This is a genomic window from Microcoleus sp. CZ3-B2, from assembly GCF_036705055.1.
GTDB lineage: Bacteria > Cyanobacteriota > Cyanobacteriia > Cyanobacteriales > Microcoleaceae > Microcoleus.
Window position 1 is genome coordinate 41,573 of the sequence record NZ_JAUBTN010000006.1, and the last position, 17,713, is coordinate 59,285.

13 protein-coding genes and 1 tRNA gene are annotated in these 17,713 nt (G+C 44.7%); 12 read left to right on the forward strand and 2 right to left on the reverse strand.

The window, feature by feature from the left end:
• Positions 1-14: 14 nt before the first annotated feature.
• The 7 genes from QUA97_RS04190 to cheB all read left to right on the forward strand — a co-directional run bounded on the left by QUA97_RS04190 (position 15) and on the right by cheB (position 11,727).
• Entirely contained in the window at positions 15-1,793 is a 1,779-nt protein-coding gene (locus tag QUA97_RS04190; protein WP_194066585.1) for a R3H domain-containing nucleic acid-binding protein, read from the forward strand.
• A gap of 364 nt (positions 1,794-2,157) precedes the next feature.
• Positions 2,158-3,810 (forward strand): CheR family methyltransferase, encoded by a 1,653-nt coding sequence (locus QUA97_RS04195; RefSeq protein ID WP_194066576.1) that lies wholly within the window; start codon positions 2,158-2,160, stop codon positions 3,808-3,810.
• A 127-nt stretch (positions 3,811-3,937) separates the two neighbouring features.
• Positions 3,938-5,056: a chemotaxis protein CheW gene (locus tag QUA97_RS04200; protein ID WP_333193283.1), complete on the forward strand. Its 1,119-nt coding sequence runs from the start codon at positions 3,938-3,940 to the stop codon at positions 5,054-5,056.
• Between the two features lie 447 nt (positions 5,057-5,503).
• Positions 5,504-6,964 carry a methyl-accepting chemotaxis protein gene (locus tag QUA97_RS04205; RefSeq protein WP_194066578.1) on the forward strand — a complete coding sequence of 487 codons (1,461 nt, stop codon included), beginning with the start codon at positions 5,504-5,506 and terminating at the stop codon, positions 6,962-6,964.
• 79 nt (positions 6,965-7,043) lie between these two features.
• A complete protein-coding gene (locus tag QUA97_RS04210; protein WP_333193405.1) occupies positions 7,044-7,904 on the forward strand; it encodes a methyl-accepting chemotaxis protein in 861 nt (286 codons plus the stop codon).
• Between the two features lie 26 nt (positions 7,905-7,930).
• Positions 7,931-10,423: a hybrid sensor histidine kinase/response regulator gene (locus QUA97_RS04215; protein ID WP_333193287.1), complete on the forward strand. Its 2,493-nt coding sequence runs from the start codon at positions 7,931-7,933 to the stop codon at positions 10,421-10,423.
• A gap of 215 nt (positions 10,424-10,638) precedes the next feature.
• Positions 10,639-11,727 carry a chemotaxis-specific protein-glutamate methyltransferase CheB gene (gene cheB, locus QUA97_RS04220; RefSeq protein ID WP_333193289.1) on the forward strand — a complete coding sequence of 363 codons (1,089 nt, stop codon included), beginning with the start codon at positions 10,639-10,641 and terminating at the stop codon, positions 11,725-11,727.
• Positions 11,728-11,892: 165 nt separating this feature from the next.
• Here the strand turns inward: cheB and QUA97_RS04225 are convergent, their stop codons facing one another.
• The gene (locus tag QUA97_RS04225) at positions 11,893-12,282 is read right to left on the reverse strand and encodes a response regulator (RefSeq protein ID WP_333193291.1); all 390 of its coding nucleotides are present in this window, start codon (positions 12,280-12,282) and stop codon (positions 11,893-11,895) included.
• Positions 12,283-13,028: 746 nt separating this feature from the next.
• Between QUA97_RS04225 and QUA97_RS04230 the strand changes: the two genes are divergently transcribed.
• The 4 genes from QUA97_RS04230 to QUA97_RS04245 all read left to right on the forward strand — a co-directional run bounded on the left by QUA97_RS04230 (position 13,029) and on the right by QUA97_RS04245 (position 13,998).
• Positions 13,029-13,349 carry a hypothetical protein gene (locus QUA97_RS04230; RefSeq protein ID WP_333193293.1) on the forward strand — a complete coding sequence of 107 codons (321 nt, stop codon included), beginning with the start codon at positions 13,029-13,031 and terminating at the stop codon, positions 13,347-13,349.
• Positions 13,318-13,518 (forward strand): hypothetical protein, encoded by a 201-nt coding sequence (locus tag QUA97_RS04235; RefSeq protein WP_333193296.1) that lies wholly within the window; start codon positions 13,318-13,320, stop codon positions 13,516-13,518. Before QUA97_RS04230 ends, QUA97_RS04235 begins: the two co-directional genes overlap by 32 nt.
• Positions 13,433-13,882 (forward strand): sensor histidine kinase, encoded by a 450-nt coding sequence (locus QUA97_RS04240; protein WP_333193298.1) that lies wholly within the window; start codon positions 13,433-13,435, stop codon positions 13,880-13,882. The genes QUA97_RS04235 and QUA97_RS04240 overlap by 86 nt, the downstream gene beginning before the upstream one ends.
• A gap of 44 nt (positions 13,883-13,926) precedes the next feature.
• Positions 13,927-13,998, forward strand: a tRNA-Gln gene (locus tag QUA97_RS04245).
• Positions 13,999-14,101: 103 nt separating this feature from the next.
• Here QUA97_RS04245 and QUA97_RS04250 read toward each other — a convergent pair.
• Positions 14,102-15,613: a serine hydrolase gene (locus tag QUA97_RS04250; protein ID WP_333193301.1), complete on the reverse strand. Its 1,512-nt coding sequence runs from the start codon at positions 15,611-15,613 to the stop codon at positions 14,102-14,104.
• A gap of 397 nt (positions 15,614-16,010) precedes the next feature.
• Here QUA97_RS04250 and QUA97_RS04255 point away from each other — a divergent pair, with 397 nt between their 5' ends.
• Positions 16,011-17,114, forward strand: a complete 1,104-nt coding sequence (locus QUA97_RS04255; RefSeq protein WP_333193304.1) for an N-acetylmuramoyl-L-alanine amidase-like domain-containing protein — start codon at positions 16,011-16,013, stop codon at positions 17,112-17,114.
• Positions 17,115-17,713: the final 599 nt, after the last annotated feature.

Sequence of the window (17,713 nt, forward strand, 5' to 3'; positions counted from 1 at the left end):
ACACACCGAGGCGAATGCAGATTACAGACGACCTCAACAGATTATTAGAAATCGTGCCAGACGAGATCCGGCAGCCCCTAGAGCAGCACCCGCAGCGCAACAATCTCATTGAGGTTGTAATGGACTTGGGCCGCCGACCAGAAGCTCGTTTTCCATCCTCGGCCGAACATCTTTCCCAAACACCGATTTCCAAAGCAGACCTCAACTATTGCATCGATCGAGTCGGCAGCTTCGGCGGCGACAATCGAGCCGGTATCGAGCAAACCCTGCACCGAATTAGCGCCCTTCGCAACCGCAGCGGCGAGATTATCGGCTTGACATTGAGGGTGGGCCGCGCTGTGTTCGGGACGATCGGCATTATCCGCGATTTAGTGGAAACCGGTCAGTCAATTTTGATGCTAGGCCGCCCCGGAGTCGGCAAAACCACAGCCCTGCGCGAAATCGCCCGCGTGCTCGCCGACGACTTGGAAAAACGAGTGGTAATCATCGACACCTCCAACGAAATCGCCGGAGATGGAGACATCCCGCACCCGGCGATCGGCAGAGCTCGCAGAATGCAAGTTTCCCGTCCCGAACTCCAGCACCAAGTCATGATCGAAGCAGTGGAAAACCATATGCCGCAAGTGATCGTGATTGACGAAATCGGCACGGAATTAGAAGCTTTGGCCGCTCGGACGATCGCCGAAAGGGGCGTGCAATTGGTCGGTACCGCCCACGGGAACCGGATCGAAAACTTGATGAAAAACCCGACTCTGGCAGACTTAATTGGCGGAATCCAAGCGGTGACGCTAGGAGATGACGAAGCAAGGCGGCGCGGTTCTCAAAAGACAGTTTTGGAACGCAAATCACCGCCTACTTTTGAAATTGCGATCGAAATGCTCGAACGCCAGCGCTGGGTAATCCACGAGCGAGTTTCAGATTCGATCGACAGCCTGCTGCGGGGACGCGAACCGAACCAGCAAATCAGAAGCGTCAGCGACAGTGGAGAAGTAATTATCGAGCGCGAGTCAGCATCTCCCCCCGCCCGCTTTCCAGGGATCTCAGCTTCTAGCCCAGGCCCCGCTGCGGTATCAGCAATCCGACCTGTCACACCGATTTCTGGGTGGCGCAGTGCCGGCAAAATGGTGCCGATGCCCCCTCAAGGCGAGAAATTCGCAGCAGCTAACAGCGCGCCGGTGGCTCCTGAGACTCGGTATTTCGAGCAACTCCTCGAAGAATCCCTGTCCGTGGAACCAGTACCGCAGCAGCGGGGACGTTATTCCCAGAACGTCGGCCCTAACGGCGAAGATTTGCCCCTCCACGTTTATCCTTACGGCATAGCTCGCCACCAGCTAGAACAGGTGATTTCGACCCTGAACTTGCCGGTGCAGTTGACGAAGGATATTGAAAGTGCTGACGTGGTTTTGGCTTTGCGATCGAACGTGCGGAACCAGTCCAAATTAAGGCACTTGGCCAAAACTCGCCAAGTTCCCCTGCACACAATCAAGGCTGGCACTATTCCCCACGTAGCGAGAGCTTTGCGGCGCTTGTTGGACATGGACGACCCCGGCACCCCGGAAGTGGCAGACCTCGCCTTATTCGCCCGCAGCGGTACTTCTGACGAGCTCGAAGCTCTCGAAGAAACCCGCTTGGCTGTGGAGCAAATTGTCATTCCCAAGGGACAGCCGGTGGAACTCTTACCGCGTTCTCCCAACGTCCGCAAAATGCAGCACGAACTTGTGGAACACTATCACCTAAAATCTCACAGTTTTGGGGAAGAACCTAACCGCCGCCTGCGGATTTTTCCAGCTTAAACAGTCGGGATTTGGAACCGGCATTGTGTAGGGTGCGCGGGCCGCACCTTACGGTTTGAAGGCAGCAGGTAGAAGGAAAACGGCCGAATTTTTTTCGTGCTGCTGTCTGTTTTCTACCTGCTCTTTTCGATCTCGCAATCTGCTAAATTAACGATGGTTTTTGTGGGTGAGTTCACCGCCCCAACGCGAATCTTGCGGTCGATCGACCTGACACGATCTTATTTCCGTTCGGATTGTGGCGGTGAGTGCGATCGGCTCAAATCCCAATTCGCAACTCCCCATTCCCAATTCCCAATCCCTCCGCTTCGATCCGCCCAATTCCCCATCATCACAGATTCTACCTAAACAAATTTACCGAGTTGATATGAACGATGCACAAATTCAGCTATTTATTCAATTAATTGCGGCTCGCACCGGTTTACAAATTCGCCCGCAAGATCGATCGGCTTTGACTCAAAAACTTTTGACTCGGATGAAAGCTGTAAAAATAGCCTTACCCGATAATTATTATCAAATGTTAGCTGCTCCGAGTCTGGAAAGTCAAAACGAATGGGACAAACTCGCCCTGCTGCTGACAACAAACGAAAGTTATTTCATGCGGGACAAAGGACAATTTTCGCTCCTAGAAAAAGTCATTTTCCCGGAATTGATCGATCGCCAATTAAAACTACACGATCAATTGGGGATTAAGCCAACCCTGCGAATCTGGAGTGCAGGCTGTTCTACCGGTGAAGAACCTTATTCTTTAGTTTTTATTTTAAAAAAGCTAATTTCCGATTTGGAAAAATGGAATATTTTAGTTTTAGGTACTGATATCAATCAAGAAGTAATAGAAAAAGCGCAGCGGGGAATTTACAGCCCTTGGTCGTTTCGCTTAGTCGATCCAAATTTGCAAGCGCGCTATTTCGATAGGCAAAAAACCGAGTGGGTAATAGATAGAACATTGCGCCAATTTGTGAGCTTTAGCAATCTCAATTTAGTGACAGATAATTTTCCTAATATTTACACAGATATTAATAACATGGATTTGATACTATGCAGAAATGTTTTTGTTTATTTTGAAGATAAATATATTTCCCAGGTATTGAAAAAATTTGCCAAGACGCTGAGACCTGGAGGATATTTAATGACCGGTCACGCGGAAGTTTACAATCACGTAATGAAGGAGTTTCAACCAAAAATTTTCCCGGAGTCGGTTGTTTATCAAGCCAAGAATGTTCTAGGGGATGAACCAGGTAAAATAGAGTCTTTGATTGCACCAGCATCCCAGGTAAAATCAGCCTCTGGGGAATCGGGAAAGGGAGCGGAAGTTGGTAGCGACAGCCGTCAGTTGCCGTTAGCGAAAACGGTGCTAGCTAGTTTTGCTAACGGCAATTTTACAGATATCGGGTCGCTGTTAACAGCAGATACTCCGTTGGAAAAAATCCTGCAAAGTCGCTATGTCGAGGGACATTGTGCGGGCAAGGATGGGTCATTATTAAATGATAACTTAATCACAAAAACGCCGCCAGAAACTTATTTAATGCTAATCAAAGAAGCTAAACAATGCTTTAAAAATAAAGATTATACTGAAGCAATTGAGCGGGCAGAAAAGGCGTTATCTCTACAATATCAGACCTTTGATGCTGATTATTTGTTGGCGCAAATTTATGCAAATTTAGGTAATTATTCTCAGGCGATCGAACACTGCAAGCAAGCTAGCAAAGTAGATTCTATGTCAGTATTTCCTTATTGTTTACAAGCGCAGATTGCTGAAGAACAGGGCGATTTGGAAACCGCTAAAATTATTTTGAGAAAAATCATTTATCTTTGCCCATCTTTTGTTTCAGCTTATCTCGAACTCGGAAATATATACATTCAAGAAGGTAAGCTAAATATAGCTATTAAAATGTACAACTCATCCTGCGAAATTCTCAAAAAACTACCGCCGAATACTCCGATAGAGCAGCAGGGAAAAATGACAGCGAGTCAAGTATTGATGGATGTTCAAAAAAAAATGGTAAAATTGTACAGCTAACAAAACTGACGCGCCGGGAGAATTTACAAACTAATTTTTTTTGTAAGTACCTCGCTACCCAACCTAATACGATCGCATAAACCATGTGTTTTTCCCAAGTCCCAGTCAATAAAGTGTCACAATCAATATGGAAACTAAGCCGTATCTTATATTTAAACAGAACGGTTTGCTCTGGGGTGTAGAAGTCGCCTGCGTTCGGGAAATTTTCTTTCTACCGGAGCTGACACCCATCGCCGAAGCGCCTCCAGATATTGTTGGGGCGATCGATCTCAGGGGATCTATTCTGCCGGTGATGGATCTAAATCTTCGTTTTGGGTATCTGTGGCACGAGTATTGTTTGACAGATAGTGCGATCGTTATAGAATGGCAAGAAGTTCGAGTTGCCATCATTGTTAATGAAGTTACCGAAGTTAAGCAGATCCCGGAAGATGCAATAACTCCGCAGCTATCTTACGGGCGAGACAACTCAGAGGCGTCGCATCATTTTGTAGCTGGATTTGCTCGCTGCGGGGCCGATATGATTATGCTGCTCAATCTCGATCGCCTAATTCGATATTCTCCCGACAAAACAGAGGCAGAAATTCCCTTTTCTGCAAGCATTGCAGGCTCTGGGGCGTTAGCTGGCAAGGTAGAGAGCCAAAATTTGCACTTAGAAATAGATCCAAAATTATTAGCGGAAAATGCTAAATTTTTGAGCCAGCCTCGCGTTTTTTGTCCCAATGCTATGCCGGAAGAAAAGGCAATTTTTCGAGAGCGAGCTGATAATTTGAGGCTCTTGGGCGATCGCAAAAATTCTGAAGCAATTAATCTGTCGCTGGCGGTGGTTCTCTTAAACGACGAATATTTTGGTATTAATCTAGAGGTAGTGCGTGAATTTACTGACATTCGCCAAGTAACTCCGGTTCCTTGCACTCCCGATCGCATTATTGGAAATATGAATTTGCGGGGCGAGATTCTGACGCTAGTGGATATTCGGAATGTTTTAAATATGTCGGCGGATACAAAATCTATATCTAAGGCGATCGTTGTTGAAATTGAAGATTTGGTTGCAGGTATAATTGTTGATGAAATCTTAAATATTATATATTTGAATGTGGCAGAGCTTGCGACTATTCCTGCTGCAATAACTTCGGAAAACCGCGAATATCTGCTCGGTACTACTATTTACAAAGAAAAAATCATCGCTGTTCTCAACTTACATAAACTCCTCAAACAAGGGGGAATTGTTGTTGATGAGGAGGTTTGAAAAAAGATTTTATCAGCCCATCGGAATTGCGCCGGCACCAAGAAACTCCGCGCCACCGGAAATTCAAGAAAAGATATAGCCTTTCTCAGCACAAGTGCCATACACTGGGATTTTTCGTAATTGGTAATTGAGAAATTATATATAGGTTGCCATAGAGCTAATTTTATCACCCAAATACTCCCCAAAAATCCTCAATCTCGGTTAAAAACCCGGTTGATTGACCTTTTGGTGTAAGCCATGTAATTACTCGCCCTCATACCTCACAAAAATTAAGAACCGCTATAGCAATAAAACGGAATTTGCTATGATATTATTTGTTAGTGTCACTGCACGGCATCGAGTCCAGAAGTGGCCGGCTGATTTCTGTTGTTAAGGCGGTATTCCTAACGAAGAGCGCAGCGTCACAATATTACCAACAGAAATCCCATCTTAAATTCAGGAAAAAAGATGTTTGCTAAAATTAACAATTTAAACATTAGAAACAAGATACTGCTCGGATATCTAGTGCCAGCAACTATATACTTAGGGTTTCCCGTAGTAGTTATCGCTACTACCAATCAGGTATTTAACACTTTCCAAGAAACAGAAAGAGTAGAGCAAGTAATCGGAGAAACCAGTAAAATATCCGCAGGTGCGGAGCAAATGGTACGGGGGATGCGCGGGTATATAATTAATAAAAATCAGCAGTTTTTAAAGGATTTTCAAGCAGGTGCAGAATTAGCTCGCCAGTCGGCGAATAATGTAGAGCAGATCGTTAAAGATCCCTCACAGAAAACCCGTTTGTATAGGATGCGAGAGCTAGTCAACGAATATTATGATGGTTCTAACGAAATTGTTCGCTTATTGCAGCAAAATCAAAAAGAGAAAGCCATCGCTCTATTTAATACAGGCAAGTACACAAATTTTGTGAATGAATTTGTGGAAGTGAACCAGGTATTTCGAGAAGCAGAATTAAATATAATTAAGGAAAAAACGCAGATGACAAAGGAAGCTTTACACTTTTTGATATCGACGCTGCTGGTTGCTTCGGTGCTTTTAATGCTGTTTGGTGCGGGCATAGCTTGGCTAATTTCGTCAGGAATTGTCGGAACTATCGATCGCGCAATTAGTTCGATCGCTACTTCTTCCACTGAGATTGCAGCAACAGTTGAAGAACAGGAACGCATGGCAAGCCAGCAAGCAGCTTCAGTCAATCAAACTACTACGACAATGGACGAATTGGGCGCATCTTCTCGCGCGACTTCACAGCAGATAGAAACTGCCGCATCTCAAGCAATACAAGCTTTAAATTTAGCTGGAACAGGTACAAAAGCTGTTGAACAAACTTTAGAAGCAATGGCAACGCTGAAAACAAAAGTGCAGGATATGCAAGGGCAAATTATGCAGTTGAGCGAGCAAACCGATCGCATTGGCAATATCTCAACTGTCGTTAGCGATTTGGCAAATCAGACTAATATGTTAGCGCTTAATGCTGCCGTGGAGGCAGTGCGGGCGGGCGAACACGGCAAGGGATTTGGCGTTGTCGCGTCAGAAATTCGCAAACTTGCCGATCGCAGTAAAAAATCTGCTACGCAAATTAATCTCTTAGTTGCTGATATTCAAAAGGCGATTAACTCAACAGTAATGGTGACAGATGAAGGAACTAAAACTGTAGAATTTGGTGTAAATATTGCCTCAGAAACTGCAGCAGCCTTTGCTGGAGTGGCTGATGCAATTAACAATGTGGTTTTGACCTCTCAGCAAATTTCGCTGAACGCCAAACAGCAAGCAATCGCGATCGAGCAAGTGGTGGAAGCTATGAACTCACTCAACCAAGCAGCGGCACAAACGGCTTCCGGTATCACTCAAACTAAAGTCGGTACTCAAAAATTGAATGAAGCTGCTTTAGATCTAAAAGCAGTTGTTTAAGAATAGCGATTAGTTCTGATAGCTTCACAAAAAGATGTAACTGTAAGCCTCTTTTCCCCCTGATGACAGTACAAGTCAGATTGGCAATATCTTGACCTTAGCAAGTTTGGTTAGCGATTTAGCCAGCCATAGGAATATCCTGGCTCTCAACGCCGCCGTGGAAGCAGTCAGAGCCGGTGAGTACGGTAAAGGTTTGGCGTTGGTAGCAAGGGAAATTCGCAAGTTAGCAGATGAAAGTCAAGAAGTGGCACAAAAGATGAATGGTATTATTCCAGAGATTAAACGTGCGATCTACTCGACTGTGAAAGCAACAGAAGAGGGAGCCAAAACGGCAGTAATATCAATTCCGGTTGCATTCATACCTGATGTTAACAATCAACAGTCAACAGTCAACAGTCAACAGTCAACAGTCAACAGTCAACAGTCAACGCCTGAATTTACTATTCCGATGAAGACAGGATTTGATATGACAGGGGTGAAAACAGTACGAGATATGGCAGAAGCTTTTACGGGGGTTTGGGAAGCTTGCAATCTGGTGTTTACTAGCAATCAACAAATTTCTTTTAATATTAAACAGCAGGCGATCGCTATTCAGCAAGTAGGTGATGCCATGAATTCTCTCAACCAAGCCGCTTTTCAAACAGTCAGCGGCATTACTCAAGTCAAAATCGGCACTCAAAAACCCGAAGCTGCATTAAATTTCAAGTCTGTGGTGTCAGAAGTATGTTCGGAAACGAGGGGTGTACGGGATTTAATGGATTTAATGGATTTAATGAAAAATTGGGCGCATTTCAGTTTTGCATTTACAGTGCGAGCCTCCCCGCTCGCGATTTGTACAATACGCGAGATATTAAACTCGCACTATGATAAAAAAATGCTTTTTGCAAAACTGAGATGCTCCCGAAGAATTAGCGATTACCAATTAGCGATTACCAATTAGCGATTACCGATTACCCAAAGATATATATGATAGAAGATCGAGAACTACGAGATGTATTTAAAATTGCTAGTCAAGAACACTTGCAGAAACTAGACGATGGATTTCTGTACTTGGAACAACATCCAGGGGACTTAGCTAAGTTAGAAGAATTGCTGCGGGAAACCCATTCTCTTAAAGGTGATGCTGGGATGTTGGGCGTAAAAAATGTAGCATCTTTAGCTCATCAAATAGAGCATATTTTGGGAGGTATCAAGCGGGGAGAAACTCAACTAAATCCAGAGCTTAGCGATCGACTTTCCCAAGGTTTAGAGGCGCTTCGCCAACTCGTTAACGAAGCCGTCACGGGTCAAGATTCCGGCGTCAATACATTTTACGTGCTCGCTAGCATGATGGGTGCTTCTAGCAATCCCCAGCCCGCCGCCCCGACAGCAGAACCATCATCTTCACAAGTACCAGAACAAGAATTAGTAAAAACGCAATTTACTAATTCGGAAAATATACCACCAGAAACAAACAATGAAACTTCTTTAGCCACTAATTTAGATCGTAATTTCTCTTTTTTGACGGTACAATCGGAGCGAGAATTGCTGTCGAAATCTCAAAAATCGCCTGCCGCTTCTGGCTCCGCTGCTACATCGGATTCCGAACCGACTGTTAACAATGGTTCTTTTAGTTCGTCTTACCGCATCGAAACAATTCGCGTTGCTACCAAAAGTTTAGACGATTTAATGACTCAAGCAGGGGAACTAACTGTTACGAAAACTCGGTTAGTACACCGACTTGCTGAACTCGAAAAAATCACAACTTTGTGGGAAGATTGGAGCCGAGAAGCTTTTATAAATCCGTTGGCTTATCATCAAATAGAAACTGAGAAAACCGGGTCTGAACAAAACTCGATAGTCATGCAGTTTCAGAAATATTACCAGCGGACTGAAGAACATTTAGAACATCTGGGAACTTTAGTAAATCGCTTGAATAATCTAGTTGATGAAGATACGGCTAGACTCGAATTAATTACGGAGGAATTAAGCTCAGGAATTCGCACTCTTAGACTGCTGCCTTTGTCTACTATTTTTAATATATTTCCCCGAGCGGTTAGAGACTTGGCGAAGCAGGAAGAAAAAGAAGTTGCATTAGTCATTGAAGGGGGGAAAACTTTAGCTGATAAACGCATTTTAGAAGAACTGAAAGACCCTTTGATGCACCTGATTCGGAATGCGATCGACCACGGCATCGAGACTACCGCCGAACGCGAAAGGCTCGGCAAACCTCCCGTGGCTACTCTCCGAATTAAAGGCTACCAGACTGCTAGTAATATTATCATTGAAGTTGCTGATGATGGCCAGGGGCTGAATCTCGATCGCATTAAACAAACTGCTGTCAAACGCAACGTCTGCACGCCGGAAGCACTCGCCCTCATGACAGAAAGCCAAATTCAATCGTTGATTTTTGCTCCGGGTTTTTCCACCAGAACATTTGTTACTGAAGTCTCTGGCCGGGGGGTTGGTTTAGATGTAGTTCGGACTAATGTTGAATCACTAAAAGGCAGTATTCAAGTTGAATCTGTACCAGGAAAAGGATGTATTTTTCGGCTAAGGATCGGCACATCTATAGCTACTGCCAATGTATTAATTATAGCTGTTGAAGGTGTTGCTTATGCGCTGCCTATTGAGTTTGTTGATACGGGAATAATGGTGGCTAATTCTGATATTTTTCCTTTAGAAGGGAAAGCAACTATACTTGTCGATGGTCAGCCGCTATCAGTTGCGTATTTGGCAGATTTATTAGAATTAAGCAAGGGAGAATGGCTGCCTCAAAATCAGGATTGGAGAGAGGAAAGTGGGAAAGAACTCAACAGGAAAATAGAGGGAGAATCCCTGACTTCAAATCCTCAAAAAATGTCTTGTATTGTTCTGAAAGTTGGGGAGGAAAGATTGGGATTATTTATAGATACTTTGATTGACGCACAGGATGTGGTGATTAAACCTCAAAGTCAATTGCTGAAACGGGTGCGAAATGTTTCAGGTGCAACGATTCTCGGCACGGGGGAAGTTTGTATGGTGCTCAATCCCCACGATTTGATAAAATCTGTACGCAAACAAGTTTCGTCGCGTGAGGTTTCTGGCGGGCGATCGCCCGTTGAGACGGTCAGCCAAAAACAAGTTATACTTTTAGCAGAAGATTCGATCGCTACCCGCACTCAAGAAAAGCGCATCCTCGAAGGTGCAGGTTATGAAGTAGTGACAGCAGTAGATGGATTGGATGCTTTCAATAAATTAAAAACTCGCTATTTTGATGCTCTGATTTCTGACGTACAAATGCCGAATTTGGACGGTTTGGGACTGACTGTTAAAATTCGCAAGCAAAAAGAATACAATGAGTTGCCGATTATTTTGGTCACATCTTTGGCATCGGATGAAGATCGAAAAAGAGGGGCTGATGCCGGGGCTAATGCTTATATTCCTAAAGGTACGTTCAATCAAGATGTATTGATCGAAACCTTGAAAAGGTTAGTTTAATTGTAGAAGAAGGGGAAGGGCAAGGGGAAGGAAGAGGGGGGGAGTGGGAGAGTGGGAGAGTGGGAGAGACGGCTACCAATTCCCAATTCCTAATCCCTCCGCTTCGCGCTCGCCCAATTATCCATCCCTCCGCTTCGCGCTCGCCCAATTCCCAATCCCTCCGCTTCGCGCTCGCCCAATTCCCAATTATCCATTCCCAATTACTTAAAAAATTCATGTTTTCGGTCATAAAAGTATTGTTAGTAGAAGATTCCCCAGTGGCTACGATCGTCCTCAAGCGCATTTTGGATGCTTCGCCAGAAATCCAAGTTGTAGGAACCGCTTGCAACGGGTTAGAAGCACTAGAATTAATTCCGAAACTTCAGCCAGACGTTATCTGTACGGATTTTAATATGGCAAAAATGAACGGGTTAGAATTCACGCAGGAAGTGATGAAAAAATACCCGCGACCGATTTTAATAATTAGTGCTTCTGTACAAGCAAGCGATACTCAAAATGTATTTGAACTTATGAAAGCAGGTGCATTAGATGTTTTCCCCAAACCGATTGGCGGGTTGGTATCAGATTACGCTCGTCTCGCGAATGAATTAATTGCTAAAGTTAAAGTTTTGTCGGGAGTTAAAGTATTTACGCGGCATCAAAGGCTGGGAGGAATCGAAATAAGCGATCGCCCCAGCCCAAAAATTAATCAATTATCAGCGCACAATTACCAATTATCCAGGGAAAATCTTAAGCCTCAAACTATTAAATTATTGGCTGTAGGCGCGTCTACAGGCGGGCCGCAAGCGCTGCAGTCGATTATTTCGCAGTTTCCAGCTAATTTGCCAGTGCCGGTAATTTGCATCCAGCACATCAGTGAAGGATTTTTGCAGGGATTGGTTAACTGGTTGGGTTGTGAATCTAAACTGCCGGTGAGAATAGCTGGTTTGCGGGAATTACCGCAAGCTGGGATTATTTATTTTCCGCCTGAAAAGCGTCATTTAGAATTGGATTCTCAAGGGCGATTTATTTATTCGGAAGGTGCTGGTGAAGGGGGACACTGCCCCTCTGTAACGGTAACTTTTAAGTCAGTTGCTAATTTTTATGGTAGGGGGGCTGCTGGTGTTTTGCTAACTGGAATGGGTAGAGACGGTGCTGAGGGTATGCTGGCGATCGCGCGAGTAGGAGGCTTGACAATTGCTCAAGATCGAGACAGTTGCGTGGTTTTTGGAATGCCGAAAGAGGCGATCGCCCTTGGTGCAGCTCAGCACGTTTTACCCATCAGCGCGATCGCTCCCCTGCTGTTGGCTAAGTTAAAAGTTTAGCACTTAGGGAAAATATATAGCCTTTTTCAACCGTGGTGAGGAGTTGACATTTTAGATTGAGGGATTGGGGGATTGAGGGATTGAGCGATCGATCTGTCCATACCTCCTATGAGAGATCTAACTGCTATAGAAGGAGACGGCTGTTGAAACCGCGCCCATCTTCTTTTATGATTTGAGAGTGATAAACTTACCAATAACTTCGCGCAACTTGTCAGCATCAAAGGGCTTAGTTAAATACTCGGTTGCTCCCGCCAAACGACCCTGCACCTTATCAAAGGCTCCATCTCTGGCTGTCAGCATCACGATCGGCAAATTTTGAAATTGAGGTAAGCTTCGCACCGTGCGACAGAGTTCCAATCCGTCAATACCAGGCATCGAAACATCGAGCAACAAAACAGAAATTTGTTCGTGATAAATCGTTGATAAAGCATCGACTGCATTGTCTGTCACGAGAACTCGAAACTCTTTGCTTAAGGCTTGTTTGACCAGTCCTTGCATTACGACGCTATCATCAACTGCCAAAATAGTTGGTATTTGAATGCTAGTTGCAGACATATTCTTCTCCAGGTTTATTTATAATTGTTGAAAAGATAAAACATAATTTTCGCCATGTCGAAGGGCTCGAAAACAGGGATGGCTAGAAAAGTCGATCGCCTATTACAACACTTGCAAAATCTCCATCTCAATGCTAAAAGCCTCGACGGTCGAGTTTGACCAACTATCGTTACAAAGTTTAACATTTTGGCAATCTTTTGTACTTCATTCTCTCAATGTAATTGAGCAGTCTGTGGCACAGACTCGTAAACCGCACTGGTATTGTGGCACAAATTGATTATTTTAATCTACCAGCAAGCCTCCTACGCACGATTAGACAAGTCTCTTAAAATACACTTAAATTTAGAGAACTTGCTCCAAAAAATCCGGTTTCTTGGAAAATCGTTGCTCATCCCAGAGATGCTTGATGAAAAAAACCGGGTTTTGTGCCTTGCCTGCCTCTAGGACTGACTTATTCAAAAATTCTCTGTAAACTGCCATCCGCGATGTATGGGTGAAGCGTGTTTTTTCCCTGGGGAGGCTCTTAGATTCACCCACCCGGAGTATTAAAAAGCACAGTCAAGTCGAAATATAATTTGTATCGTATTTAGATCTGCGGTGTCCTAATTCCATAACTCAAAAGTTTCAATTTCAGTCAAGGGGTTGCTCTGAGTTGGGCGCAAGCAGGCTGCACGCGACTTGTGCCCACAGTCTCCCGACACAAAATACAGAGCTTGTTTTGCAAGGGCCAGTATTGAAAAAAACGGTTGCTAGCAACTAGATGGGCTGTGAAAGATATCCTGGATTTGCTGCGCTTGTATCAAAAGCACTATCCGCAGCCGGGGGAGGAAATTCTCAACAAAAGCGAAGAAATCGATCTCGATCTCGTGGTGCTGGATTTGCTGAAAATTCTGTATTTGATGGAGATGGAGGCCGAACGCATCCGCAAAATTGTCCTTTCTCTGCGGAACTTCGCGCGGCTGGACGAATCGGAGTTGAAGCCGGTGGACATTCACGAAGGGGTTGATAGCACGCTGCTGATGGGAGCAGGGCGGCTTGAAGTCCAACGGGCTGATACCGGGAATTGAGGTAATTAAAGACTGGGGCGACTTGCCGAAGGTAGAGTGCTATCCCGGAGCTCTCAACCAAGTATTTATGAATATTTTGGGGAATGCGATCGACTCTTGGGAAAATCGGCCCGCGCCCAAGACGATCGCCATCTCGACGGCGCTGGTGGCAAGAGTGGGAGGATGCTGAGTTTGGAAAGTCGATCCTCTTCGTTGGCGCAGCCCCCGTAGGGGCGGGCTCCGCTAACGGCAAATTTGTGGTGATTCGGATTCGCGACAGCGGGCAGGGATTGACCCAAAAAGCTAAATCCTGCTTGTTTGACCCTTTCTTTACCACTAAACCGGTGGGGCAGGGTACGGGACTCGGCTTGTCTATCAGCTACCAGATTGTGGTGGAAAAACACGGTGGCAGTTTGAAGTGTATCTGGGAACCCTTACAGGGAGCCGATTTCTGGATTTCAATCCCGCTTTATCGCCCCGCGGCGCTCAAACAAAAAACTGGCGGGCGATCGGTTTCAAAAATATTTTTGAGATTTTACTGTCAAAATGCTTGACAGATTTAGGTGTTTGAATGCTAATATGATGAAGGTTAAGACGTTGGGGCGTCGCCAAGTGGTAAGGCAGCTGGTTTTGGTCCAGCCATTCAGAGGTTCGAATCCTTTCGCCCCAGTTAAATTGTTTGTACAATGGTTGATTCAGAAGGAGTAAAGTCCTCACTACGAACTAATTAATTAGGTTTGTAGTGAGGACTTCAGTGTTTCTGAATCAAAAAACTAAAGTCCTGACTGCAAACCAATTTTATTGTGGTTGTTCGATCGCCCCACATCAGATCGCTGCGAACTTTTGATCTCGCGAGCGTTGAGCCGATCGAACACGTATCGCGAAATGGCCGGAAATGCTGTTTCGTCTCTGGAATAAGCCGGATCGTCAGCAAAAACAGCTAAGATATAAATCGCGCGATCGTCCAAAGTCCTGACAAATGCCACTTCGCTGCGGGATTTGGAAGTATAGCCAACCTTGGAACCAAAATAAATCTTAGTTGGTAAAGACTCGCCCAGAAATCCTTTGATCGAGTTAGTAGGGTCATTTTTCCAGGCCTTGGGGTCTAAATCTCTCGTCAGCAAGTAAGCCATTTTGCGGCTGGCGATGCTGGAAACAGCTTGCCTAGTATAGATTTCATATATTAATCTGGCGGCTTGATCGCTAGTTACTTGATTGCGAATTGGCTGCGAAGCATCGCCCCGCAATTGCAAGTCACGACCGATAGGGCCTTCTTGATGCAAATAGTGTATGGGATAATTTTTGGTGCTTATACGAATATCATTGTAGCCGGCTGACTGGAAAAATGAATTAATTTGCGTGCGTTTTTGCAGCCATGTTTGCAACTCTTCTCCTGCGAGCCTGACTCCTGATTTTGTATCAGTGATTTTGTCTAAAATCCGGCTGGCGGCATCGTTGTTGGAGAAGCCAATCATTTGTTCTAGGTCATTTTTGAAGGCTGATTCTTTTTGCGTAATTATGCCTTTTTCGGTGGCTGAGTAAAAGGCTGCCATCCAAAATAACTTGGCAACGCTAGCGGGAAATCTGAGACTTTGATTTTGATATCCGGCAATGCTGTGGGTTTGGGGATTGCTGACATCAATTAAGGTAATTGATAGCTGTTCTGCAGGCAGTCCTTTGCTGGTCGCAATCTTCACAGCTTCATCAACAATCCCTTGCAATTCTTGAGAGTAAGTTAAATTAGGAGGTGTTTTGATGTTGTAGCTGAAGGTAGGCTCGCTTTGACGATCGACTAAACTTTCCGGTGTTTGAATTATCGGCGGCGAGAGGGGTTCTTGAGTCAAAATGACTGGCGGTTCTGGGGGACGGCGAATTCTGAAGGGTATTGTGACAATCCAAAAAAGCGCGATCGCCCCAGCAACTAAGCACAGGATGTTACCGTATTTTAATCGAGAAAATTTCGTCCTGACTCGGCGACGAGATTGGACGGGAGGCTGGCTGCTTTGTCTGCGCCTGACTGGACGCTGGCTGCTTTGGGGTGGGGATTGGGTTAAACTTCTGGCATCCATCTTCTCTCGATACAGAGAGCGCAGATATAAGGCAGAGGAACGCAGATAAACGTAGATAATTTTAAGAATTGATACCGACTTTTGCCAGAAATCTATGGGGCGCCCGGATGCAACTGGACGGCTGCTACTTTGTCGGGATGGGACTCGACGGCTGCTTTGTCGGGGCTGGATGGGGCGTTGGGGCCCGATGGGGGGGCGTCGGCGGTCTACTTGCATTACAGTGTTGTGGTATCAAACTCGCAGGATAAGTTTATAATAGGTCGGCGTATAATACCATTTTAGATTTTAGATTTGAAATTTGAGAATTGCGAATCACTGATTATATAAGGGTTTGGATCGCGGGCTTACAGTCGGATTCTTTTGGGAAACTAATTTAAATGACCAAGCCCAAAAACAGGTACAAACCCCGAAGCGACCGGGTAGTTGACCCTCCGAGATTCATTTCTGAAATCTGAAATCTGAAATCTGAAATCTAAAATCTAAAATGGACTGATACACTTATCAGCCGAGTCCGCCACTGCCAATTCGAGCTTTCTTCTAGGCTGATGCAGACTTCTAATAATTGTAAAGATTTCAGGATAGCACTCGGTTGAAGCAAAATCCTTTGAAAAACATGAGAAATTTTTGGAGTCCGGCTATTTGGGGATTTGCGATCGCCATTGTGAATAATTCTTTGATACCCGATGTTTGGGCATTTCAGCCTCCACCTGCTGTCGCTGTTGTCGATCGACCAACAAAAGCACAGGGCGCGGATATACCGGCCCAGTTGACGGAAAAAAGCGAAAAGTGGGACGTAATAAACAACCAAACTATTTCCAGTTTCCCGAGTCTGTTTTGGGAAATCAACAATTTATCTAAAATTTCCTATTCGCAATTGCTCGAAGTGCTCGCCAGAGGAGCCGACTCAGACAATACCGCGAGAGAAAATGCTGCACAACCCGAAGATATAGCACGTTTTGAAAAGATTGTACAGTATGCAAAACAACAAAATTTGCCCGATCGCGCGATCGGAGAAATCCTACAGGCGATCGCCGACAATTTCCTAGGAAAACCCTACGCCGAGAATTTGCTTGACAATTCCGGCGAAGAAAAGTTGATCGTAACTTTAAATAAATTTGATTGCGTTTTATTTGTAGAAACCGTTTTAGCGATTTCGCGAGGCTTATCCGTCAAAGATTACGACTATCAAAACTTTGTAAATCGCCTAGAACAACAGCGGTATGTAAACGGTAAAATAAACGGTTATTGCAGCCGCCTGCACTATTTTTCCGAGTGGATTAACGACAATCAAAAACGGAAAACAGTAGAAAACATCACCGCTCAATTAGGCGGAGTGCCCATGAATAAAACACTAAATTTCATGAGCCAGCACCGCAGCAGTTACCCGCAAATGGTGAAAGACGAAGCAACTTATCAGTGCATAGTCAACCAAGAAGCAGACTTAGCCAAAACGATTGTTAATTACATCCCGACAAATCGGATAAAAAGTATTTATTCTCAGTTAAAACCGGGGGATATTGTGGCGGTAGCCACGGGTATTAAAGGATTGGATGTCACCCATACGGGTTTTGTGTACAGGAATGCAGACGGGAATCTGGGTTTAATTCACGCTTCGCCGGCTGGGGCTGTGACAGTTGCTTACGACTTGCAAAGATATATTAGCAGAGTCGAAAGCGCGATCGGCATTGTAGTCGTTAGGGCGATCGATCCCAGATAAAGATGATAGGGAGCATCTCACTTTTGCAGCCAAGCTAGAAATTGGAGGTAGGAGGCAGGAGACAGGAGACAGGAGGAAAGAGGAAGAAAGAAGGAGTCAAAAGAAGTATTTTTACAAATATGAGATGCTCCCAGATGATATCTGAGGTTATCAACAGAAAAAACTAAAGCCCTTACTAAAAACCTGTTATAACTTTTGGTATTTTTGCATGATTTTATGCTTCAGACAAACCACCAAAACCCACTCCACAATACACCCCAAAATATAGCCGATAAAATTCTCGCAAGCAAAGCTGCTAAGCTGTCGCGCAAATAAACATTGCATATTCAGGGTGATGCTCAGAGCAACGGCCCACTCATTGTTTTATTGTTTTTTACATAAAATTTAAATACCGCAACAGCTTAATTGCCTCTTTCTTCTGAAAAGGAGATAATTTCATGCTTTGCAGCGATCGGCATTTCATGCTGATTTCATAATTGCGTGTAATTCTAGAGAAGTAAACCAATTTGGAGTATCTCAGGTAGCAACATTTTCTTTCGCTACTCTATCTCTAGTCTCAATGAAGTGAGCGTTCTTCAACTTCTTGGCAAAGAGAGGAT